At 73.3% G+C, this 21,924-nt stretch carries 22 protein-coding genes; 20 read left to right on the top strand and 2 right to left on the bottom strand.

The features are described from left to right. Positions 1 to 142 precede the first annotated feature (142 nt). The 13 genes from murC (at position 143) to BKA22_RS18515 (ending at position 14,936) form a co-directional block, all read left to right on the top strand. Positions 143 to 2,707, top strand: coding sequence for a UDP-N-acetylmuramate--L-alanine ligase (gene murC / locus BKA22_RS20205; RefSeq protein ID WP_307725877.1), 2,565 nt, complete (start codon positions 143 to 145; stop codon positions 2,705 to 2,707). Positions 2,708 to 3,066: 359 nt separating this feature from the next. Further along, a complete protein-coding gene (locus tag BKA22_RS18570) occupies positions 3,067 to 3,825 on the top strand; it encodes a cell division protein FtsQ/DivIB (protein WP_223203499.1) in 759 nt (252 codons plus the stop codon). Between the two features lie 287 nt (positions 3,826 to 4,112). Then, positions 4,113 to 5,369, top strand: coding sequence for a cell division protein FtsZ (gene ftsZ / locus BKA22_RS18565; protein WP_146952352.1), 1,257 nt, complete (start codon positions 4,113 to 4,115; stop codon positions 5,367 to 5,369). Next, a complete protein-coding gene (gene pgeF, locus BKA22_RS18560) occupies positions 5,366 to 6,121 on the top strand; it encodes a peptidoglycan editing factor PgeF (RefSeq protein ID WP_223203500.1) in 756 nt (251 codons plus the stop codon). Before ftsZ ends, pgeF begins: the two co-directional genes overlap by 4 nt. 192 nt (positions 6,122 to 6,313) lie before the next feature. Continuing rightward, the gene (locus tag BKA22_RS18555; RefSeq protein WP_146952353.1) at positions 6,314 to 6,790 is read left to right on the top strand and encodes a cell division protein SepF; all 477 of its coding nucleotides are present in this window, start codon (positions 6,314 to 6,316) and stop codon (positions 6,788 to 6,790) included. A 12-nt stretch (positions 6,791 to 6,802) separates the two neighbouring features. Next, positions 6,803 to 7,096 carry a YggT family protein gene (locus tag BKA22_RS18550; protein WP_146952354.1) on the top strand — a complete coding sequence of 98 codons (294 nt, stop codon included), beginning with the start codon at positions 6,803 to 6,805 and terminating at the stop codon, positions 7,094 to 7,096. A gap of 125 nt (positions 7,097 to 7,221) precedes the next feature. Next, positions 7,222 to 7,899 carry a DivIVA domain-containing protein gene (locus BKA22_RS18545; RefSeq protein ID WP_146952355.1) on the top strand — a complete coding sequence of 226 codons (678 nt, stop codon included), beginning with the start codon at positions 7,222 to 7,224 and terminating at the stop codon, positions 7,897 to 7,899. Between the two features lie 117 nt (positions 7,900 to 8,016). After that, positions 8,017 to 8,481, top strand: a complete 465-nt coding sequence (locus BKA22_RS18540) for a TraR/DksA family transcriptional regulator (RefSeq protein ID WP_146952356.1) — start codon at positions 8,017 to 8,019, stop codon at positions 8,479 to 8,481. Positions 8,482 to 8,573: 92 nt separating this feature from the next. Continuing rightward, positions 8,574 to 9,206 carry a signal peptidase II gene (gene lspA, locus BKA22_RS18535; protein WP_307725878.1) on the top strand — a complete coding sequence of 211 codons (633 nt, stop codon included), beginning with the start codon at positions 8,574 to 8,576 and terminating at the stop codon, positions 9,204 to 9,206. Then, positions 9,199 to 10,134 (top strand): RluA family pseudouridine synthase, encoded by a 936-nt coding sequence (locus BKA22_RS18530; protein WP_146952358.1) that lies wholly within the window; start codon positions 9,199 to 9,201, stop codon positions 10,132 to 10,134. Before lspA ends, BKA22_RS18530 begins: the two co-directional genes overlap by 8 nt. Before the next feature lie 108 nt (positions 10,135 to 10,242). Beyond that, on the top strand, positions 10,243 to 13,800 hold the full coding sequence (dnaE, locus tag BKA22_RS18525) for a DNA polymerase III subunit alpha (RefSeq protein WP_146952359.1): 3,558 nt from the start codon (positions 10,243 to 10,245) through the stop codon (positions 13,798 to 13,800). A 180-nt stretch (positions 13,801 to 13,980) separates the two neighbouring features. Further along, positions 13,981 to 14,352, top strand: a complete 372-nt coding sequence (locus BKA22_RS18520; RefSeq protein ID WP_146952360.1) for an ArsR/SmtB family transcription factor — start codon at positions 13,981 to 13,983, stop codon at positions 14,350 to 14,352. Next, positions 14,349 to 14,936, top strand: coding sequence for an SRPBCC family protein (locus BKA22_RS18515; protein ID WP_223203501.1), 588 nt, complete (start codon positions 14,349 to 14,351; stop codon positions 14,934 to 14,936). The genes BKA22_RS18520 and BKA22_RS18515 overlap by 4 nt, the downstream gene beginning before the upstream one ends. Positions 14,937 to 14,992: 56 nt before the next feature. Here the strand turns inward: BKA22_RS18515 and BKA22_RS18510 are convergent, their stop codons facing one another. Beyond that, a complete protein-coding gene (locus tag BKA22_RS18510; RefSeq protein WP_223203502.1) occupies positions 14,993 to 15,211 on the bottom strand; it encodes an RNA-binding S4 domain-containing protein in 219 nt (72 codons plus the stop codon). Positions 15,212 to 15,284: 73 nt separating this feature from the next. Here BKA22_RS18510 and hisD point away from each other — a divergent pair, with 73 nt between their 5' ends. From hisD to BKA22_RS18475, 7 genes are all read left to right on the top strand, one after another. Further along, positions 15,285 to 16,607 (top strand): histidinol dehydrogenase, encoded by a 1,323-nt coding sequence (gene hisD / locus BKA22_RS18505; protein ID WP_146952362.1) that lies wholly within the window; start codon positions 15,285 to 15,287, stop codon positions 16,605 to 16,607. A 143-nt stretch (positions 16,608 to 16,750) separates the two neighbouring features. Next, positions 16,751 to 17,866 carry a histidinol-phosphate transaminase gene (locus BKA22_RS18500; protein ID WP_146952363.1) on the top strand — a complete coding sequence of 372 codons (1,116 nt, stop codon included), beginning with the start codon at positions 16,751 to 16,753 and terminating at the stop codon, positions 17,864 to 17,866. After that, on the top strand, positions 17,863 to 18,477 hold the full coding sequence (gene hisB, locus BKA22_RS18495; RefSeq protein ID WP_146952364.1) for an imidazoleglycerol-phosphate dehydratase HisB: 615 nt from the start codon (positions 17,863 to 17,865) through the stop codon (positions 18,475 to 18,477). Before BKA22_RS18500 ends, hisB begins: the two co-directional genes overlap by 4 nt. Further along, positions 18,474 to 19,229 carry a hypothetical protein gene (locus tag BKA22_RS20000; RefSeq protein WP_223203503.1) on the top strand — a complete coding sequence of 252 codons (756 nt, stop codon included), beginning with the start codon at positions 18,474 to 18,476 and terminating at the stop codon, positions 19,227 to 19,229. Before hisB ends, BKA22_RS20000 begins: the two co-directional genes overlap by 4 nt. A gap of 64 nt (positions 19,230 to 19,293) precedes the next feature. Next, positions 19,294 to 19,941 (top strand): imidazole glycerol phosphate synthase subunit HisH, encoded by a 648-nt coding sequence (gene hisH, locus BKA22_RS18485; RefSeq protein ID WP_223203504.1) that lies wholly within the window; start codon positions 19,294 to 19,296, stop codon positions 19,939 to 19,941. Between the two features lie 45 nt (positions 19,942 to 19,986). Beyond that, positions 19,987 to 20,727: a bifunctional 1-(5-phosphoribosyl)-5-((5-phosphoribosylamino)methylideneamino)imidazole-4-carboxamide isomerase/phosphoribosylanthranilate isomerase PriA gene (priA, locus tag BKA22_RS18480; RefSeq protein WP_146952366.1), complete on the top strand. Its 741-nt coding sequence runs from the start codon at positions 19,987 to 19,989 to the stop codon at positions 20,725 to 20,727. A 2-nt stretch (positions 20,728 to 20,729) separates the two neighbouring features. Continuing rightward, positions 20,730 to 21,470 carry an SseB family protein gene (locus BKA22_RS18475; protein ID WP_146952367.1) on the top strand — a complete coding sequence of 247 codons (741 nt, stop codon included), beginning with the start codon at positions 20,730 to 20,732 and terminating at the stop codon, positions 21,468 to 21,470. 24 nt (positions 21,471 to 21,494) lie between these two features. On the opposite strand, the gene BKA22_RS18470 is transcribed toward BKA22_RS18475, so the two are convergent. Continuing rightward, complete coding sequence (locus BKA22_RS18470; protein WP_146952368.1) at positions 21,495 to 21,911, bottom strand: spore germination protein GerW family protein; 417 nt, start codon at positions 21,909 to 21,911, stop codon at positions 21,495 to 21,497. Positions 21,912 to 21,924 lie beyond the last annotated feature (13 nt).

Here is a 21,924-nt window from a genome sequence, read left to right as displayed (position 1 = left end):
CCCCCCGCGGGACGCCCCCGGCAGCCGGACCCGCCAGAGAGCCGACCGTCAGCCCCACCGGAACGAGGACCCCATCAGCACCGCCGCCGCACCGACGACCACCCCTGCGCAGCCGTCGGGGGGTGCACGGGCGCCGCGGTCCGTGCTGCTCGCCGGGGGTGGCACGGCCGGGCACGTCAACCCGCTGCTGGCCGTGGCCGACGAGCTGCGTCGCCGCGACCCGTCGGTGCAGGTGACCGTGCTGGGTACTGCGAGCGGCCTCGAGGCGCGCCTGGTGCCCGAGCACGGCCTGCCCCTGGCCGTCGTGCCGCGGGTGCCGCTTCCCCGTCGACCCACGCTCGACTGGTTCCGCCTCCCGGGTCGCCTGCAGGAGGCGGTGCACGCGGCCGACCGTGCGATCGAGGAGTACGGCGCGCAGGTCGTCGTGGGGTTCGGCGGGTACGTCTCGACGCCGGCCTACCTGGCGGCCCGCCGCCGGGGCGTGCCGGTCGTCATCCACGAGCAGAACGCCCGTGCGGGCCTCGCGAACAAGCTCGGCGCCCGTTGGGCGGCCGAGGTGGCGGTCACCTTCGGCGGCACGGGCCTTCCCGGTGAGCAGGTCGTGGGGCTGCCGTTGCGGGCACCGATCGCCCGGCTCCTCGAGGAGCGGGCCACGGACGCCTCGGGGGCGCGTCGATCGGCTGCCGCCGAGCTCGGGCTCGACCCGGACCTGCCCACGCTGCTCGTGACGGGCGGGTCGCTCGGCGCGGTGAGCGTGAACACGGCGGTCTCCTCGGCCGCCTCGGCGCTGCTGGCCGCCGGCGTCCAGGTGCTGCACCTGACGGGTGCCGACAAGGACCGGGCCGTGCGAGCGCGCCTCGAGGGACTGCCCGGCGCCGAGCGCTACCACGTGCTTCCGTACCTCTCGCAGATGCACCTCGGGCTCGCCGTCGCCGACGTCGTGCTGGGCCGGGCGGGCGCCGGGACGGTGTGCGAGCTGGCGGCGCTCGGCATCCCGGCCGTGTACGTCCCGCTGCCGATCGGCAACGGTGAGCAGCGGCTCAACGCGGCCCCGGTCGTCGAGGCCGGCGGTGGTCTGCTGGTGGACGACGCCGCGCTCGACGCGGCGTGGGTCGAGGAGCACGTCATCGGGCTGCTCGTCGGGGCGGATGCGGCCGCGACGCGGTCCCGCATGGCCGCCGCGGCGGCCGGGGTCGGCGTGAGCGACGCGGCGACCCGCGTGGCACGCCTCGTCGAGGCTCACCTCCCGCCGGCCACCGACGACGTCCTCGCGCTCGGCGCCACCCACCTGATCGGCGTCGGCGGGGCGGGCATGTCGGCGATCGCCGCACTGCTGGCGGCCCGAGGGGTCCCGACGAGCGGTTCCGACGCGCACGACAGACCCGCGTTGCCGGGGCTGCGAGCGGCCGGCGTGCAGGTGTTCGTGGGCCACGACCCGGCGCACCTCGGGAGTGCGCGCACCGTCGTGGTGTCCTCGGCGGTGCGCGAGTCGAACCCCGAGCTGACCGAGGCGCGTGCGCGGGGGCTGCGCGTCCTGCACCGCTCGGAGGCTCTGGCGGCGCTCATGGCGGACCGGGACTCCGTCGCCGTCGCCGGCGCGCACGGCAAGACCACGACCTCGGCGATGATCGCCACGGCGCTCGTCGAGGAGGGCGCCGACCCGTCGTTCGCGATCGGTGGCTCGGTGCTGTCCGACGAGGGGCCCCTGGGCGGGAGCCGGGACGGGCACGGTCCGGTGTTCGTCGCGGAGGCCGACGAGTCCGACGGGTCCTTCCTCGCCTACCGGCCGCTGGTGGCCGTCGTGACGAACGTCGAGCCGGACCACCTCGACCACTACGGCACGCGCGAGGCCTTCGAGGAGGCGTTCACCCGGTTCGCGCGGCGGATCCGTCCGGGCGGCCTGCTCGTGGCGTGCGCGGACGACCCGGGCGCGGTTCGGCTCGTCGAGCAGGTCCGTGAGCCGTTGGCCGCCGCGGGGACGGACGTGGTGACCTACGGCCGGGCCGCCGATGCCGACGTCGTGGTGGGGGACCAGGTCGCCGACGGCGATCGCTGGTCGGTGAGCCTCACGGCACAGGACGGGGCGAGCGTCGAGGTGCGGCTGGCCGTGCCCGGGGCGCACAACGCGCTCGACGCGGCCGCTGCGTGGGCCGTGCTGCGGCGTCTGGGGCTCTCGGCCGAGGAGGCCGCACGCGGCCTGGAGGCGTTCCGGGGTACCGGCCGACGCTTCGAGGACCGGGGCACCGTGGGCGGGGTCCGGGTCGTCGACGACTACGCGCACCACCCCACGGAGGTGGCCGCGCTGCTGCGGGCCGCCCGGACGGTCGCGGACGGCGGTCGTGTGCTCGCGCTCTTCCAGCCGCACCTCTACTCCCGCACCCGGACGTTCGCACGCGAGTTCGGCGAGGCCTTCGGGCTGGCCGACGTGGTCGTCGTCACGGACGTGTACGCCGCACGCGAGGATCCCGACCCCGAGGTGACCGGCGCGCTCGTGGTCGACCAGGTTCCGGCGGGCACCGTGGCGACGTTCGTGCCCGACCGGCTCGGGGCCGCCGCGGCGATCGCCGCGCACGCCCGTCCTGGCGACCTGCTGCTGACGGTCGGCGCCGGTGACGTGACCGAGCTCGGTCCGGTCGTCCTGGAGCTGCTGGGTGCCACGTCCTCGAGCGCCGGCGCGAGCGCCGACCCGGGAGGCGGTCCGGCGTGAGCCCGTCCCGTCCGCCGGCTCCACGGCCGGGCGCACGTCGGCCGACGGCGCCGCGTCGCGCCGCGTCCGACGGCGCGCCGCGGCCGGGTTCGGCGTCGACGGGGTCCGGGAGGGCCGGGGCGTACGGGCCGTCCGGGCAGGGCGATGAGGTCCCGGCGGACGAGGCCGCGTCGCGCGGCAAGGCGACCCCGGCGCCGGCGAAGCGGCCGGCGAAGCGATCGACGGACGGTCCTGCGGAGCGGGAGAAGGCGTCGAGCGGCTCGCGTGTGCTGGTGGATCCACGTCGGACGACATCGCGCCCCGCGGCTGTCGGTGCCGGTGCCGGTGCCGGTTCAGGTGCGGGCGCCTGGGGCGGTCCCGTGCGGCCGCCCGTGGTCTCGCCGCGGTCGGTCGAGCGGTTCGCGGAGCGGGCGCACGCCCGTCGGGTGCTGGCCCGACGGCAGGTGGCGGCGGTGGTCGGCGGGCTCGTGCTCGTCGGCGGTCTGGTCTGGCTGCTGCTGCTCTCGTCCGTGCTGGCGCTGCACATGGACGAGGTCGTCGTCGACGGTGCGGATGCCGTGGTCGACGTCGCCGCGGTGATGGCCGCGGTGCAGCCGTACGACGGGACGCCTCTTCCCCGCCTGGACACGGTCGCGCTGCGTGACCACGTGCTGGACGTGCCGGGCGTGCGTGAGGCGAAAGTCACCCGCACGTGGCCGCACGGTCTGCAGGTCGTCCTCGTGGCCCGCGAGCCGGTCGCGGCGGTGCCGACGGGTGAGGGCGACGCGCTCGGGTACGCGCTGCTGGACATGGAGGGCGTGCAGGTCGGCAGGGTCGACGCCGCGCCGGAGGGTCTGCCGGTGGTGGACGTGCCGGTCGGCGAGGCCCGCACGCTCGGGGCCGTGCTGGACGTGCTCGAGCAGCTGCCCGACGACCTCCTCGCCCAGGTCGCAGGCGTGTCGGCGCAGACCCAGGACACCGTGACGATGACGTTGCGGGACGGTGCGCAGGTCGACTGGGGGAGCGCGCAGGACACGGGGCTGAAGGTCGCGGTGCTCGCGGCGTTGCGCGCCTCTCCGGCCACGGCGGGGGCGACGGTGTTCGACGTCTCCGCGCCGACCCTGCCGATCACCCGGTGACCGGCGTGCTGCGCGGTCGGTGGGAGCGGGATGCCGCGGGTGGGTCCGGGGTGCGGCGCGCCGACGTGGATGGCGACACGCGCGGCCCGGTCGTTGATCGCACGCACGAGCGCACCTACCGTCACGGACGACAGCAGATCTGACATAACTATAACCCTCAACCTGAGGGTGAAGGTTCGATGCTCGACCGCGGTGCGCCGCGAGCGGGGTCGAGCACCCGCTGCTCCGGCAGCTCCCGGCACCATCCGGCACCTGCCGGGACGGCATGAGAACGAGAGGCACCCACCGTGGCAGCTCCGCAGAACTACCTGGCGGTCATCAAGGTCGTCGGCATCGGCGGCGGCGGCGTCAACGCCGTCAACCGGATGATCGAGGTCGGCCTCAAGGGTGTCGAGTTCATCGCGATCAACACCGACGCGCAGGCGCTGCTGATGTCCGACGCCGACGTCAAGCTCGACGTCGGTCGTGAGCTCACCCGTGGGCTCGGCGCCGGTGCCGACCCCGAGGTCGGCAAGAAGGCCGCCGAGGACCACCAGGAGGAGATCGAGGACGTCCTGCGCGGCGCCGACATGGTCTTCGTCACCGCGGGCGAGGGCGGCGGCACGGGCACGGGTGGTGCGCCCGTCGTGGCCCGCATCGCGCGCTCGCTCGGCGCGCTGACGATCGGCGTCGTGACCCGCCCGTTCACGTTCGAGGGCCGTCGCCGGTCGGTCCAGGCGGACACGGGCATCGAGGCGCTGCGCGCCGAGGTCGACACGCTCATCGTCATCCCCAACGACCGCCTGCTGTCCATCTCCGACCGCTCGGTCTCGGTGCTCGACGCCTTCCACTCCGCGGACCAGGTGCTGCTCTCCGGCGTGCAGGGGATCACGGACCTCATCACCACGCCCGGTCTGATCAACCTCGACTTCGCCGATGTCAAGTCCGTCATGCAGGGCGCGGGCTCCGCGCTCATGGGCATCGGCTTCGCCCGCGGCGAGGACCGTGCCGTGCAGGCCGCCGAGCTGGCGATCTCCTCGCCGCTGCTCGAGGCGAGCATCGACGGCGCCCACGGCGTGCTGCTGTCGATCCAGGGTGGTTCCGACCTCGGGCTCTTCGAGATCAACGAGGCGGCCCGCCTCGTGCAGGAGGCCGCGCACCCCGAGGCCAACATCATCTTCGGTGCGGTCATCGACGACGCGCTCGGCGACGAGGTGCGGGTCACGGTCATCGCCGCCGGCTTCGACGGCGGTGTGCCGGTCCAGCGTCGCGACTCGCGCGGTCTGGGACAGGTCTCCGGCTCGGCGCCGCGCCAGGTCCCGTCGGTCCCCGCCGCAGCCCCGGTGCGTGCGGCGACGCCGCGACCCGTGCTCGACCCCGAGGACGACGTGCTGCCCGCGGGTGTCCCGTCGCTCGCCCCGGTCCGTCACGAGGTGCCCACGTTCCTGTCGAGCGCCGCCGAGCCGGCGCCGGTCACGGGTGCGCTCGAGGTCCCCCGGATCTTCCCCGAGGACGACGGTCACCGTCAGCGCGACGAGCTGGACGTGCCCGACTTCCTCAAGTGAGCGTGCCGGAGGTCTCGCACGGGCTCGCCGAGGTCATCGAGGTCGACCTCGGCCCCGGGGTCCGGGCGGGGTTCACCACGCGTGCCGGAGGGGTGAGCCCGGCGCCGTGGGACACGCTGAACCTCGGCACGGCCGTGCAGGACGACCCGGGCCGGGTCGTCCGCAACCGCGAGCGGGTGGCCGGCTGGGTCGGGGCGCCGGTGGTCTTCGCCACGCAGGTCCACGGTGCCCACGTCCTCCAGGTCGACGCCGCGGACGCGACCGCGGGCACGGGCGACGCCCTCGTCTCGGGCACGGGCGCGATCGCGGTCGCCGTCCTGGTCGCCGACTGCGTTCCGGTGCTCCTCGCGGACGCCCGGGCCGGTGTGGTGGCCGCGGTCCACGCGGGGCGCGGCGGTCTGGTCGCCGGTGTCGTGGACGCGGCCGTCGCCGCGATGGTCGCCCGCGGGGCGCAGCCGGGCCGCATCCGCGCAGCCGTCGGCCCGTCGATCGCCGGGGTGTCCTACGAGGTGCCCGCGGAGCTGCGCGACGAGGTCGCGGCACGGCACCCGGCGACCTGGGCGACCACGTCGTGGGGGACGCCCGCGCTCGACCTGCCGGCCGGGGTCCTGGCCGAGCTCGAGCGCCTCGGGCTGCGTGACGTGCTGCACGTCGCACGCGACACCTGGACGGACGACGCGCTGTTCTCCCACCGGCGCGCGGGCGGTCGGCCGACGGGCCGGTTCGCCGGCGTCGTGCGGGCGCCCGTCTGAGCCGTCCCGGCGGTCCGAGGAACCCGGCGGCGAGCGCGGCGTCCGTGAGCCTGTCAAGCACCCGAACTCCGACACGCGGGCGTGTCGTCGTCGGTCGCACGGGTGGCGTTGCTAGCGTGCCGACAAGATGGTGAAGACCTGACGGGTCCGTGACCTCGGTACGCCGGGGTCCGGAGGGGATGGGAGATCGCGATGGCCGGAGCGCTTCGCAAGACGATGCTGTACCTCGGCCTGGCCGACGACCGCGTCGAGCACGAGGACTACGTCGACGAGTACGACGAGGTGGAGGTCGAGGTGCCGCACGAGTACGAGGCTCAGGTCACGCCCCTGCGCCGCGCCGCCCCTGTGGCGGCCCCTGTCGCGGCTGCGCCGCCGCACACCGACCTTCGGCGCATCACGACGATCCACCCGCGCTCGTACAACGACGCGCGCAAGATCGGCGAGGCGTTCCGTGAGGGCACCCCGGTGATCATGAACCTCACGGACATGGACGACGCGGACGCCAAGCGGCTCGTCGACTTCTCCGCGGGGCTGATCTTCGGGCTGCACGGCGCCATCGAGCGGGTCACGAGCAAGGTGTTCCTGCTCTCGCCCGCGCACGTCGAGGTGTCCGGTGAGACGCGGCAGCCCGACCCGGTCGTGCGCGCCGGGTTCTTCAACCAGAGCTGACCGGGCTGATCGGTGCGTCTTGTCGCCAGCCTGCTCCAGCTCGTCGTCGGGGCGTTCTTCCTCCTGCTGCTCGTGCGCCTGGTCATCGACTGGGTCCAGGTGTTCGCGCGTGAGTGGAAGCCGACCGGTGTGGTCCTCGTGATCGCCGAGGTCGCGTACTCCGTGACCGACCCGCCGTTGCGCGCTCTCCGCAGGGTCCTGCCGCCCCTGGGCATCGGTCAGGTGCGTGTCGACCTGGCCTTCATGGTGCTCTTCCTGGGCTGCACGATCCTCATGTCCGTCCTGGGTGCACTTGCCCGGGCCTGACCGTGTCCCGCTCGGCGACCGGGGTGTCGGGAAGCGTGCGTGCTGCACGATCTCCGCTACGGTGGGCCGAGGCGGTCGGTGAATACCGCCGGCCAGACCCTGCTCGACAAACCGAGGTGACGACGATGGCACTGCTGACCGCAGACGACGTCCTGAACAAGAAGTTCCAGGCCACCAAGTTCCGCGAGGGCTACGACCAGGACGAGGTCGACGACTTCCTGGACGAGGTCGTCAACACCCTGCGCGACCTGCAGGGCGAGAACGAGGACCTCAAGACGAAGCTTGCGGCCGCCGAGCGCCGGATCGCGGAGCTCAGCCGGGCGGGTGCCCAGCAGGCGGCGCCGGCGCCGAAGCCGGAGCCCGTCCCTGAGCCCGTCCCCGCACCGGCGCCCGTCCTCGCGGCCCCGGTCGCACCGGTCGTGGCCCCCGTGGTGTCCGCGCCCGTGCGCGGCACGGAGCCCGAGTCGGCCACCGGCATGCTCGCCCTGGCGCAGAAGCTGCACGACGACTACGTGCGCAGCGGCCAGGAGGAGTCGGACCGCCTCATCGGTGAGGCGAAGTCCCAGGCGACGCGCATCGTCCGCGACGCCGAGGAGACCTCGCAGCGCACGTTGGGCCAGCTCGAGCAGGAGCGGTCGCTCCTCGAGCGCAAGATCGACGAGCTGCGGGTCTTCGAGCGTGACTACCGCACGCGTCTGAAGAGCTACCTCGAGAACCTGCTCGGTGACCTCGACAACCGTGGCAACGCGCTGCCGCCCCGCTCCGGGCAGGCGCAGCCGGTGGGCGACGGTCAGGGCCTCTGAGGGTCGACCCAGGTCCTCGCACCACTCACCACGCCGGGGTTTCACCCGGCGTGGTGAGTTGTGCCATGGCGCCACGGCGCATACATTCGCGTGACTTCGAGGACAGGGGGGACGATCGTGGCCAGCAATGACGCCTTGAGCCCGGCTGTGGCCGTGACGTTCGACAACAAGGAGCTCGCGCGCCTGGCGCAGCAGTTCCTGGTGCGGGACGGCGAGGAGATCTGGACCGGCGCCGAGGTCCGGGAGATCGCCGACGAGCTGACCTCCGAGATCGACCGGCTCACCGGCGAGCTCGCGACCGCGGACGCCGAGCTGTCCGACCTGCTGCGCAACTCCGGCGACGGTGCCGGGGACGACCAGGCGGACTCCGGCTCGAGCGCGCTCGAGCGGGAGCAGGAGCTCACGCTCGTCAACAACACGCGCGACCTGCTCGCGCAGTCGCAGCACGCGCTCGGCCGCATCACGGCCGGGACGTACGGCACGTGCGAGTCGTGCGGGCGTGCGATCGGCAAGGCGCGGCTGCAGGCGTTCCCTCGGGCGACGCTCTGCGTGGAGTGCAAGCAGCGCGAGGAGCGTCGCTGAGCCGCCCGTAGACTCCTGCGGTGCCTTCCCCTGCGTCGTCCCCGTCTCCGGTGGACCCTTCCTCGTCCCCGGTGGACCCTTCCTCACCTTCGGTGGACCCTGCCCGACGTCGTCGCCTGCTCCTGACGCTCGTCCTGCTCGCGGTCGGCGTCCTCGCGGTCGACCAGCTCACCAAGGCCTGGGCCTTGTCGGCTCTCGAGCAAGGGTCCCGGACGGCGCTCCTGGGCGACCTCTTCGGGCTGCAGCTCATCCGCAACTCCGGTGCCGCGCTCGGCATCGCCAACGGGACGACCTGGGTGCTCACCGTTGTGGCATCCGTGGTGGTCGTCGTGGTGATCCGTGCCGCGCGGCGGCTGGGATCGGTCGGCTGGGCCGTGGCGCTCGGGCTGCTCCTGGGTGGTGCGCTCGGCAACCTCGTCGACCGGTTCCTCCGGCAGCCGGGGTTCGCCCGGGGGCACGTGGTCGACTTCCTGGCCTACGGCGACTGGTTCATCGGCAACGTCGCCGACATCGCGATCGTCGCCGCGGCGGGCCTCGTCATGCTCCTGGCGCTGCGCGGGGTCCGGCTCGACGGGACGCGGGAGGTCGACGCGGCTGAGGGCGACCCTGCGCCCGGCGACCGGGGGAGCGACGGTGCGCTGCCCGAGCAGGCGCTGCCCGAGCAAACGCTGCCCGAGCCGGCAGCCGACGAGCAGCCGTCCGGTTCGGAGGAGCCTCGTGCCTGAGACCCGCTCGTTGCCCGTCCCGGACGGGCTCGCAGGCGAACGGGTCGACGCCGCGCTCTCGCGGCTGCTCGGGCTGTCGCGGACCCGGGCCGCCGAGATCGCCGCAGACGGCGGCGTGCACGTCGACGGCCGTCCGGTGGGCAAGTCGGACCGCCTGGTTGCGGGCGCCTGGCTCGAGGTCGAGATCCCCGACGTGCGCGAGCGACAGGTCGAGGTCGTGCCCGAGCCGGTCCCGGGGATGCGCATCGTGCACGACGACGACGACCTCGTCGTGGTCGACAAGCCGGTCGGCGTCGCGGCGCACCCGTCGCCGGGCTGGACGGGGCCGACGGTCGTCGGCGCTCTGGCCGCGGCCGGCTACCGCATCTCGACCTCAGGAGCGGCCGAGCGGCAGGGCGTGGTGCACCGCCTCGACGCGGGCACGTCAGGCCTCATGGTCGTGGCGAAGAGCGAGCACGCGTACACGGTGCTCAAGCGTGCGTTCAAGGAGCGCACGGTCGAGAAGGTGTACCACGCGCTCGTGCAGGGCCACCCGGAACCCACGACCGGCACGATCGATGCGCCGATCGGGCGCCACCCGTCCTCGGACTGGAAGTTCGCGGTGGTCGCGGACGGCAAGCCCTCGATCACGCACTACGAGGTGCTCGAGATGCTGCCGGCAGCCTCGCTCGTCGAGGTGCACCTGGAGACAGGGCGTACGCACCAGATCCGCGTGCACTTCTCGGCGCTGCGGCACCCGTGCGTGGGTGATCTGACCTACGGTGCGGACCCCGCGCTGGCCCAGCGCGTCGGGCTGAGCCGGCAGTGGCTGCACGCCGTGCGGCTGGGCTTCGAGCACCCCTCGACCGGCTCGTGGCTCGAGCTGTCGAGCGACTACCCGGACGACCTCGCCCGTGCCCTCGGGGTGCTCGGCGACGGGTACCGCTGAGCCTGACGGCGGCTGACCCGGCGTCCTGTGAGGGGGCCGACCCGGGAAGGTGCGGGCGTCGCGTCCGGGCGGCGGGAGGTGTCGGCGGCGGCGCTTAGGATGACCGGCATGGCATCGGGAGGATCTGACTTCGTCCACCTCCACGTGCACACGGAGTACTCGATGCTCGACGGCGCCGCGCGCATCGGCGAGCTGTTCGACGAGGTCGAGCGGCTGGGCCAGTCGTCGATCGCGATCACCGACCACGGGTACCTGTTCGGCGCGTACGAGTTCTACTCCAAGGCCAAGGCTCACGGCGTCAAGCCGATCATCGGGGTCGAGGCGTACGTCACGCCGGGAACCAGCCGGTTCGACCAGACGCGTGTGCGCTGGGGCGAGGCGCACCAGGCCTCCGACGACGTCTCGGCGCGCGGCGCCTACACCCACCTGACGCTGCTGTCGGAGACGACGCAGGGCATGCACAACCTGTTCCGGATGGGGTCGCTGGCCTCGCTGGACGGGCAGATGGGCAAGTGGCCCCGCATGGACCGCGACCTCTTCCAGACGTACCACGAGGGCCTGATCGCGACGAGCGGCTGCCCCTCGGGGGAGATCCAGACGCGCCTGCGGCTGGGGCACTACGACGAGGCGCTGCGTGCGGCCGGCGAGCTGCAGGACCTGTTCGGCAAGGAGAACTTCTTCGTCGAGCTCATGGACCACGGGCTCGACATCGAGCGCAGGGTCTTCAAGGACCTGCTGCGTGTGGCCGAGCAGATCGGTGCGCCCCTGGTGGCCACCAACGACCTGCACTACACGCGCAAGGAGGACGCGCACGCCCACGAGGTGCTGCTGGCGGTGCAGTCGGGGTCGTCGCTCGACGAGCCGACGTACGACCAGGGCGGGTCGCGGTTCGCGTTCGGTGGCGACGGCTACTACGTGAAGTCGGCCGAGGAGATGCGGCGCACCTGGGCCGAGCTGCCCGAGGCCTGCGACAACACGCTGCTGATCGCCGAGCGCTGCCAGGTCGAGTTCCCGACCGGCGCCAACTACATGCCCCGCTTCCCGGTGCCGGACGGCGAGGACGAGAACTCCTGGTTCATCAAGGAGGTCGAGCGCGGCCTGCAGAAGCGCTACAAGGGCCAGGTGCCCGACGACGTGCGCGCGCAGGCGGTCTACGAGACGGACGTCATCGTCCAGCTCGGGTTCTCCGGCTACTTCCTCGTCGTGGCCGACTTCATCGGCTGGGCCCGGGAGCAGGGCATCCGCGTCGGGCCCGGCCGAGGATCTGCCGCCGGTTCGATGGCGTCGTACGCCATGGGCATCACCGAGCTGGACCCCTTGAAGCACGGGCTGATCTTCGAGCGGTTCCTCAACCCCGAGCGCGTGTCCTGGCCCGATGTCGACGTCGACTTCGACGAGCGCAGGCGCGGCGAGGTCATCCGGTACGTCACCGAGAAGTACGGCGACGACCGGGTCGCGCAGATCGTCACGTACGGCACCATCAAGGCCAAGCAGGCGCTCAAGGACTCCTCACGCGTGCTCGGGTTCCCGTTCGCCATGGGGGAGAAGCTCACCAAGGCGATGCCTCCGCCCGTGATGGGCAAGGACATCCCGCTGTCGGGCATGTACGACCCGGAGCACCCGCGGTACGCCGAGGCCGAGGAGTTCCGTCAGGTCGTCGCGGCCGACCCCGAGGCGCAGCGCGTGCTGGAGACGGCGCGCGGGCTGGAGAACCTCAAGCGCCAGTGGGGCGTGCACGCGGCCGGCGTCATCATGTCGAGCGAGCCGTTGATCGACATCATCCCGATCATGAAGCGGCCGCAGGACGGCGCGGTCATCACGCAGTTCGACTACCCGACGTCCGAGGGCCTCGGCCTGATCAAGATGGACTTCCTCGGGCTGCGCAACCTGACGATCCTCGACGACGCGCTGCGCAACATCGTCGCCAACGACAAGGAACCGATCGAGCTCGAGGACATCCCGCTCGACGACCTGCCCACCTACGAGCTGCTCGCCCGCGGTGACACGCTCGGTGTGTTCCAGCTCGACGGCGGGCCCATGCGTGCCCTGCTGCGCCAGATGCGCCCCGACAACTTCGAGGACATCTCGGCCGTCATCGCGCTGTACCGGCCCGGCCCCATGGGCATGAACTCGCACACGAACTACGCGCTGCGCAAGAACGGGCTGCAGCCGATCACGCCGATCCACCCCGAGCTCGAGACCCCGCTGGCCGAGGTCCTGGACGGCACCTACGGCCTGATCGTGTACCAGGAGCAGGTGCAGAAGGCCGCCCAGGTGCTCGCCGGCTACTCCCTCGGCCAGGCCGACCTGCTGCGCCGGGCCATGGGCAAGAAGAAGAAGGAGATCCTCGACAAGGAGTTCGTGCCCTTCGAGAAGGGCATGAACGAGCGCGGGTACTCCAAGGCCGCGATCCAGGCCGTGTGGGACACGCTCGTCCCGTTCGCCGGCTACGCCTTCAACAAGGCGCACTCCGCCGGCTACGGCGTGGTCTCGTACTGGACGGCCTTCCTCAAGGCCAACTACCCGACCGAGTACATGGCGGGCCTGCTGACCTCGGTCGGCGACGACAAGGACAAGTCCGCGCTGTACCTGGGCGAGTGCCGTCGCATGGGGATCACCGTGCTCCCGCCGGACGTGAACTCCTCGTCGGCGTTGTTCACCGCGGTCGGCGTCGACATCCGGTTCGGGCTCACCGCGGTGCGCAACGTCGGCGCGAACGTGGTCGACGCGATCGTGCGCACCCGTGAGGAGAAGGGTGCGTTCACGTCCTTCACCGACTTCCTCGACAAGGTCCCGGCGGTGGTCTGCAACAAGCGGACCATCGAGTCGCTCATCAAGGCCGGCGCGTTCGACTCCCTCGGGCACCCGCGTCGGGCCCTGCTGCTGGTGCACGAGCAGGCGGTCGACTCCGTCATCGGCGTCAAGCGCAAGGAGGCGGAGGGTCAGTTCGACCTGTTCGCCGACCTCATGGGCGGGGACGACCAGGCCACCGGGTTCGCGGTCACGATCCCGGACCTGCCGGACTGGGACAAGAAGCAACGGCTGCAGTTCGAGCGCGAGATGCTCGGCCTGTACGTCTCCGACCACCCGCTGTCCGGGCTCGAGCACGTGCTGTCGGCCGCGGCCGACGTCTCGATCGCGACGCTCAACGCCGACGAGGCCCGCCCGGACGGTTCGACGGTCGTGGTGGCCGGGCTGATCACGTCGCTTCAGCGCAAGATGTCGAAGCAGGGCAACCCGTGGGCCGCCGTGACGATCGAGGACATGGAGGGCGGCGTCGAGGTCATGTTCTTCGGCGAGACCTACCTGGCGTACTCCACGGTCCTCGCCGAGGACGCGGTCGTGGTGATCCGCGGACGGGTGCGCCGACGGGACGACCAGATGCAGCTGCAGGCGATGGAGGTCTCGCTGCCGGACGTCTCGCAGGGTGCGGACGCCCCTGTCGTCGTTTCGCTCGCGGTCGGGCGGTGCACGCCGCCCGTCGTGGAGCGGCTGCGCGAGGTGCTCTCGACGCACCCGGGCGTGACCGAGGTGCACCTGCGGCTGACCCAGCCGGGGCGAGCCACGGTGATGCGGCTGGAGGACGGCCTGCGGGTGGAACGCTCACCGTCGCTGTTCGGCGACCTCAAGGCGCTGCTCGGCCCGAGCTGCCTGCAGTCCGCCTGAGCGGGTCCCTCAGGGGACGCCGTACCGCTGCACGCCGGCGGGCAGGTCGAGCTCGACGACGGCATCCCGCACGACCTGGCGCTCCAGGCGGGCGTCGGCGCACGCGACGACGGAGAGCATCCACCTCACTTAAGCCTTGCGCTATATAACCCGCAGTGGAAACATCGGATCGTGCAGGCGATGGACGCGTTGGGAGATCCCGTGCGGCGGCGGCTCGTGGAGCTGCTCGCCGACGGCTCGCGGTCGGCGGGTGAGCTCGCCGCCGCGGTCGGTGCCGACTTCGGCATCAGCCAGCCCGCCGCGTCCCGGCACCTGCGCGTGCTGCGCGAGGCGGGACTCGTCGCCGCCGAGGTCGACGGCGCCCGACGGCTGTACGCCGTCCGACCGGAGGCGCTCGACGACATGCAGGCCTGGCTCGACGGCGTCCGGCGGTTCTGGGACCAGCGGCTCGACGCCCTGGGCACCGAGGTCGCGCGAGGGCACAGGGGACGGAGTGGGGCGGCCCCGGTGACCGCCGCGGACCGTGACGGCGACATCGAGAGGCGGACATGATGACGATGGACGGCACGAGCACGAACGACCCGGCGACGCGCGGCATCGCGCCCGATGGCCGCACGGCGGGCACTGTGCTCGGCGCGCTGCGACTGGACGGTTCCGCGTCCGTGACCTTCCGCCGCGGGTACCCGACCGATCCGGCGGACCTCTGGGACGCCGTGACGAAGCCGGGTCGGCTGGCCCGCTGGCTCGGGCCCGTCTACGGCGACCTCGTCCCGGGCGGCCGGTTCGAGCTGCGCATGGGCGCCGACGACTCCGCCTCCGACCAGAACGCCACCGGCGTCGTGCAGTCGTGCGACCCGCCGCGGTCGTTCGCCGTCGAGTGGTGCTTCCCGGGTGAGCGGCCGAGTGAGGTCGAGGTCCGGGTCGAGCCGGCACCGGCGAGCGACGTGGGGGAGCGCGCGGTGCTCGTCCTCGTGCACACGCGCCTCGAGACCGCTCAGGCCGTCGGCTACGGCGCGGGCTGGCACACGTCGTTGGACCAGCTCGCCGACCACCTCGCGGGCATCGCGATCCGCGACTGGGACGCACGGTTCACCGAGCTCATCCCCGCGTACCGGGCCGCCGCCGCACCGGACTGATGCGCAGTACGCCGAGCCCCGGGCGTCCCGGAGGCTCGGACGTGCAGGGGTCCGGGTCAGCCCACCGCGGCGGAGTTCGACCCGCGGGGGTCGTCGACCTCCACCACGTCGCCCTTGCGGAGCTGGCGGCCGCGGCGGCTGTCGGGTTCGCCGTTGACTCGCACCTCGCCCGCCTCGAGCAGCGCCCGCGCATCGGCCCCCGAGTCGGCCAGCCCGGCGAGCTTGAGGAACTGCCCGAGGCGGATGGAGTCGTCAGAGATCGGCACGATGGTCACGGGACCATCCTGCCAGGGCGACGGACGCCGGACGCGGACGGTGCGCGTCATCCCGCGCGCCTAGACTCCTCGTGTGATCTCCCGCATCGACCTGCGCGGTCGCACGCTGTCCCGCCGAGAGCTGCTCGCCGAGCTGCCCCGAGCCGAGGTCGACGTCGAGCACGCCGCCGACGTCGTCGCCCCGATCCTCGCCGACGTGCACGCGCGCGGGGCCGCGGCCCTGCGGGACCTGTCCGAGCGCTTCGACGGTGTGCGCCCCGCACACGTGCGGGTGCCGGCCGCGCAGGTCCAGGCCGCGGTCGACGCCCTCGACCCGCAGGTGCGCGCCGCGCTGGAGGAGACGATCCGACGCGTGCGCCAGGTGCACCGCGCGCAGAAGCCCGCCGACTTCACGGTCCAGGTCGCGCCCGGTGCGCAGGTCCGCCAGCGGTGGATCCCGGTGCGACGCGTCGGGCTGTACGTGCCCGGCGGGCTCGCCGTGTACCCCTCGTCGGTCGTGATGAACGTGGTCGCCGCGCAGGAGGCCGGCGTGGGTGCGCTCGCCGTCACGTCGCCGCCTCAGCGGGCGAACGGCGGCCTGCCCGACGCGGTCGTCCTCGCCACGTGCGCGCTGCTCGGGGTCGACGAGGTCTACGCGGCCGGCGGGGCGCAGGCGATCGCGATGCTCGCCTACGGCGCGGTCGGCAGCGAGGACGTCGACGGCGAGACCCTGTGCGAGCCGGTCGACGTCATCACCGGCCCCGGGAACGTGTACGTCACGGCGGCCAAGCGTCTCGTGCGCGGGGTCGTCGGCATCGACTCCGAGGCCGGACCGACCGAGATCGCGATCCTCGCCGACGGCACCGCCGACGCCGACCACGTCGCCGCCGACCTCGTCTCGCAGGCCGAGCACGACCCTCTCGCGGCGTCCGTGCTGGTCACCCCGTCGGTCGAGCTCGTCGGCGCGGTCGAGGCCAAGCTCGTCGACCGCGCCGCGGCCACCCGGCACAGCGCACGCGTGCAGACCTCGTTGGCCGGTCGGCAGTCCGCGATCGTGCTCGTCGACGACCTCGAGGCAGGCCTGGCCGTCGTCAACGCCTACGGCGCCGAGCACCTGGAGATCCAGACGGCCGACGCCGCAGCCGTGGCCGAACGTGTGACGAGCGCCGGTGCGATCTTCGTCGGTCCGTACTCGCCCGTGTCGTTGGGCGACTACATGGCCGGGTCCAACCACGTGCTGCCCACCGGCGGGTGCTCGCACTTCACGTCCGGGCTCGGTGTGCACTCGTTCGTGCGCGCGGTCCAGGTCGTCGAGTACGACGCGGACGCCCTGGCCGCGGTCGCGGGCAGGATCGTCGCGCTCGCCGACGCCGAGGGGCTGCCCGCGCACGGCGAGGCGGTCCGGGCGCGCTTCTGAGCGCACGTGCGCGGTCGGGACAGCGGCCCGCCGTGTGACGTCGGCACGTGTGCCCGCGGGGTGAGCCGACCGGAACCGGCGCGACCTGACCGGGACGTGAGCGGCGACGGCGCGGGGTCGCCCGACGAACCTAGGATCGGCACGTGACCGCCGACCTCACCCGTCCCGTGCTGCCGCTGCGTCCCGAGCTGGCGGGGCTCGAGCCGTACGGGGCCCCGCAGCTGGACGTGCCGTACCTGCTCAATGTCAACGAGAACCCCTACGCGCCGTCCCCGCAGGTCATCGCCTCGATCGCCGACGCCGTGACCCGGGCGGCCGCGGGCCTCAACCGGTACCCGGACCGGGACTTCCCGGCGCTGCGGGCCGACCTGGCCGCCTACCTGCTCGCCGAGTCGGGTGTCGCGGTGGCTCCCGAGCAGGTGTGGGCCGCGAACGGGTCGAACGAGATCATGCTGCACGTCCTGCAGGCGTTCGGCGGTCCGGGACGCACCGCGCTGTCCTTCGCGCCGACATACTCGATGTACCCCGAGTACGCCCGCGACACGTCGACCGCGTGGGTGGCCGGCCGCCGCGAGGACGACTTCAGCCTCGACGCCGGAGTCGCGCGAGCGGCGATCGCCGAGCACCACCCGTCCGTCGTCCTGCTGGCCAGCCCGAACAACCCGACGGGGACCGCACTTGCGCGCGAGACGGTCCTCGCCGTGCTCGACGCTGCCGCGCAGGTCCCCGGCGGCTGCGTCGTGGTCGTGGACGAGGCGTACGGCGAGTTCCGCCGTCGAGGTACGCCCTCCGCGCTCGAGCTGCTGGCCGACCACCCGCACCTGGCCGTGAGCCGGACCATGTCCAAGGCCTTCGGCCTCGCGGGCGCCCGGGTGGGTTATCTCGCGACTGCCCCGGCCTTCGTGGACGCGCTTCGCGTCGTGCGGCTGCCCTACCACCTGTCCGCCGTGACGCAGGCGGTGGCGCGCGCCGCGCTGGCGCACGCACCCGAGCTGATGGCCCAGGTCGGCGCGCTGCGCGACGAACGCGACGCGCTCGTGGAATGGTTGCGTGCGCACGGCCTGCAGGTCGCGGACTCGGACGCCAACTTCGTGCTCTTCGGCACGTTCACGGACCGGCGCGCGGTCTGGCAGGGTCTGCTCGACCGCGGGGTGCTGATCCGTGAGGTCGGGCCGCAGGGATGGCTGCGGGTGTCGGTCGGCACGCCGCAGGAGACGGCGGCGTTCAAGGACGCCCTGGTGGAGGTGGCGGGACTGTGAGCGGCGAGCAGCAGCGGCGGACGGCGCGCATCGAGCGTGCGACCAGCGAGTCGAGCGTGCTCGTCGAGCTGGACCTGGACGGCACGGGTCGGACGGACATCTCGACGACGGTGCCGTTCTACGACCACATGCTCACCGCACTGGGCAAGCACTCCCTGATCGACCTGACCGTGCGTGCCACGGGCGACACACACATCGACGCGCACCACACGGTCGAGGACGTCGCGATCGTCATCGGCGAGGCGCTGCGCGTCGCGCTCGGCGACAAGCGCGGCATCGCCCGCTACGGCGACGCGACGGTCCCGCTCGACGAGGCCCTCGCCCAGGCCGTGGTCGACGTGTCCGGCCGCCCGTACCTGGTGCACAGCGGTGAGCCCGAGGGGCAGGAGTACCACCTGATCGGGGGGCACTTCACGGGCTCCCTCACGCGGCACGTGCTCGAGTCGATCGCGCACCACGCCGCGTTCACCGTGCACGTGCGCGTGCTGGCCGGCCGGGACCCGCACCACATCGTCGAGGCGCAGTTCAAGGCGCTCGCCCGCGCGCTGCGGGCAGCCGTCGCGCTCGACCCGCGGGTGGACGGCATCCCGTCGACGAAGGGCGCACTGTGACGGGCATCGGGCCCGACGAGCGCGACGACGAGCAGGACGCGCTCGCGGGCATCGAGATCCCCGACGACCTGTCCTCGCTCTTCGACGCCCTGCCGGCTGTCGAGTCACAGGGCCCGCGGGCGCATCCGGAAGACACCGACGGGCCTGAGGTGACGCGAGGGTCCGAGGCGACGGCCGACGCCACGGCCCACGGCGAGCCGGACACCGCGCGCGACGCCGCTGACTCGGGCGATCAGCACCCTGAGGGGTCCGAACCCACTGCGGGCGCTGCCGACGCCGAGCCCGAGTTCGTCGTCCCCGACGACCTGGGCGCACTGACCGCGCAAGAGGTGCCCTCGGTCGCGCTCGTCGTGACGCAGGTCGCGGTCCCCGGGCCGCTCGCCGCCGTGTGCGCGCTCGCCAAGGTCGATGTCGACGCCGTCGGTTCACCCATCGGCGCGATCGCGGTGCTGCGGGACCCCGCCGACGCGGCGACCGCCACCCGGGCCGTCTCCCAGCGGCTGCGTGACCTGCCGGTGGTGCTGCTCGAACGTCGGGCCGAACGTGTCACGGCCACCCAGTGGAGCAACGGCGAGCTCGTCGAGGAGCTGCCCTCGGGCCTGGTGCTCTCGGACGCGCCGCAGGTGCTCGAGGACCTGTTGCTGCACGACGCGCCGGTCGACCAGCTCGACGGGGTCGTCACGAGCGTCGGCCTGTCCCGGTGGCGCGCGATGCGCCTGCTCACCTCGGTGACGAAGAAGCCGAAGGGCTGACCGCGAGCGTCCCAGGGCTGGACGGGGACGGCGCCCGTCGCAGGCAGCCGGGTACCCTGACCTGGTGTCCCAGCCTCGCGTCGTCGTCCTCGACTACGGCTTCGGCAACGTCCGTTCGGCCGTCCGTGCGCTCGAGCGCGTCGGCGCCCAGGTCGAGCTGACCGCCGACAAGACCGCCGCGCAGGAGGCCGACGGGCTCGTCGTGCCGGGGGTCGGGGCGTTCGCCGCGGTGATGGCCGGGCTGCGCGAGGTCGGCGGGGGGCAGGTCGTCGACAGGCGCCTCGCCGGAGGACGGCCGGTCCTGGGCATCTGCGTCGGCATGCAGATCATGTTCGCCGAGGGCGTCGAGCACGGCGTTCGGGCCGACGGGCTGGGGGAGTGGCCCGGGACGGTCGACCGCCTGCAGGCACCGGTGGTCCCGCACATGGGGTGGGCGACCGTCGAGGCGCCGGCCGGCACGGTCCTGTTCGAGGGCATCGGTGACGAGCGGTTCTACTTCGTGCACTCCTACGCGGCCCGCTCGTTCCCGTTGACCGACGCTGCCCCCGACGATCCCCGCCTGGTCCCGCCGCTGGTGACCTGGGCCGAGCACGGGGAACGGTTCGTCGCCGCCGTCGAGAACGGTCCGCTGGCGGCCACGCAGTTCCATCCCGAGAAGTCCGGCGAGGCCGGAGCCCAGCTGCTGCGCAACTGGGTCGGCACGCTGCGCTGACCCCGGCACGCACCGCAGGAACGAACCCACGTGCAGGAGACCACCATGACCGATCGCCTCGAGCTGCTGCCCGCCGTCGACGTCGCGGACGGCCAGGCCGTCCGACTCGTGCAGGGCGAGGCCGGGTCCGAGACCGGCTACGGCGACCCGCTGGCCGCCGCGCTCGACTGGTACGCCGGCGGCGCCGAGTGGATCCACCTGGTCGACCTGGACGCCGCGTTCGGGCGGGGCTCGAACGCCGCCCTGCTGGCAGAGGTCACGGCCGACCTCGCGGGCAAGGGGGTCAAGGTCGAGCTGTCCGGTGGCATCCGGGACGACGAGTCGCTCGCCCGGGCGCTGGCCACCGGTGCCACCCGGGTCAACCTCGGCACGGCCGCCCTGGAGGACCCGGAGTGGACCGCGCGGGTCATCGCGAGCCACCGCGACCAGATCGCGGTCGGCCTCGACGTACGGGGCACGACGCTGGCGGCCCGCGGCTGGACGAAGGAGGGCGGCGACCTGTGGGAGGTGCTCGCCCGGCTCGAGGACGCCGGCTGCGCCCGATACGTGGTCACCGACGTGACCAAGGACGGCACGCTGCGCGGTCCCAACATCGAGCTGCTGCGTCAGATGTGCGAGCGCACGGCCGCCCCGGTCATCGCCTCGGGCGGTGTCTCGAGCCTGGAGGACATCGCGGCGCTGCGCACCCTCGTCCCCGTCGGCGTGGAGGGTGCGATCGTCGGCAAGGCGCTGTACGCCGGCGCCTTCACCCTGCCCCAGGCGCTGGACGTCGCCGGGCGGCCCTGACCGTGGTCCTGCGCGAGCTGCCGCCGTCCTCCCCGTTCGCCTCCGACGACGGATCGGCGGCCCCGGCCGTCCGTTCGGCCCTCGAGGCGTACGCCGACGGGAGCGGCTCGCTCGCCGAGGTCGTGCAGGCGCTGGTCGGTACACGGGTGCTCGTGCCGGTGATGGCCGAGCTGGACGTCGCCGGCACGGCCGTCCGCGACGGGGTCGAGCACACGGTCGACAAGGAGGCCTCCGCCGGCGTCGTCGCGCTGCGCGCCCCGGACGGGCGGACGGCGCTGCCCGTGTTCACGTCCGTGGCGACGCTCGCCGCCTGGCGTGCGGACGCCCGGCCGGTGCCCAGCGACGTCGCCCGCGCAGCGCTGTCGGCCGTGCAGGAGGGCTGGGAGGTCGTCGTCGTCGATCCCGGAGGTCCGGTGACGGCGCTGCTGCCGCGAACGGCCGTGTGGGCGCTCGCGCGCCGGCTGCCATGGGTGCCCGCCGTGCACGGTGGGGGCCCGAGCGCTCGGGTGGACCCGGACGTGCGGGCTGCCGTCGTCGACGCGCTGCGGGTCGTCCGCGAGGTCGTCGAGGCGGATGTCGCACCCGGCGTGCGCGCCGAGGTGGCGGTGGTCCTCGGCCTCGTCCCCGGCCTGGACCGCCACCGGCTGGACGCGGTGCTCGCCCAGGTCAACGCCGCGCTCGCGGGTTCGGACGTCGTCAGCGACAGGGTCGACTCGCTCGAGCTGCGCCTGCGCGGGGTCTGAGGGTTCGTCCGTAACGGTCGGCGCTCAGCGTCGCCGGAGCCGACCGAGGCCGCGCGCCGCCAGGACCGTCCCGAGCACGGTGATCGCGAGCGCCCCGACGGCCTGGCCACCGAGGATCACCCTGTTCAGGTCGAGCGCTGGGCGCCAGTGCGTGCCGTGCTCGTCGATGACGTAGACGCCGACGGGCCGGACCCGGACGGCGAAGCCGCCTCCGCCGCCCTCGCCCTCACTGGCCGGGCCGGCGCTGCCCGGCTCGGTGTCGGACTCCGGTCGGTGCGCGCCGGTTCCGCCGCCCGAGCCCGTCCCGCCGATCACCTTGGCCACCGGGATCACCAGGACCCCGTCGCGCTCGTAGGCCTCGCCGAACACCCGTCGGACGGTGAGGGTGTCGCTCGCGGCTCGCACGATCGCGGTCGGGTCGAAGCGCTGGGTGTCGGGCATGGTGACCTCCGGG

Source organism: Cellulomonas soli (assembly GCF_013409305.1).
Lineage (GTDB): Bacteria > Actinomycetota > Actinomycetes > Actinomycetales > Cellulomonadaceae > Cellulomonas > Cellulomonas soli.
The sequence above is the reverse complement of the archived record's forward strand: the minus strand, read 5'-3'. Positions and strand labels throughout refer to the sequence as shown.

Coding starts and splice junctions, on each gene's coding strand:
- BKA22_RS18470 (WP_146952368.1), bottom strand. CDS start 21,911: ATGCCCGACACCCAGCGCTTCGACCCGACCGCGATCGTGCGAGCCGCG.
- BKA22_RS18555 (WP_146952353.1), top strand. CDS start 6,314: ATGGCCGGAGCGCTTCGCAAGACGATGCTGTACCTCGGCCTGGCCGAC.
- priA (WP_146952366.1), top strand. CDS start 19,987: ATGACCGATCGCCTCGAGCTGCTGCCCGCCGTCGACGTCGCGGACGGC.
- dnaE (WP_146952359.1), top strand. CDS start 10,243: ATGGCATCGGGAGGATCTGACTTCGTCCACCTCCACGTGCACACGGAG.
- BKA22_RS18515 (WP_223203501.1), top strand. CDS start 14,349: ATGATGACGATGGACGGCACGAGCACGAACGACCCGGCGACGCGCGGC.
- BKA22_RS18545 (WP_146952355.1), top strand. CDS start 7,222: ATGGCACTGCTGACCGCAGACGACGTCCTGAACAAGAAGTTCCAGGCC.
- BKA22_RS18520 (WP_146952360.1), top strand. CDS start 13,981: ATGGACGCGTTGGGAGATCCCGTGCGGCGGCGGCTCGTGGAGCTGCTC.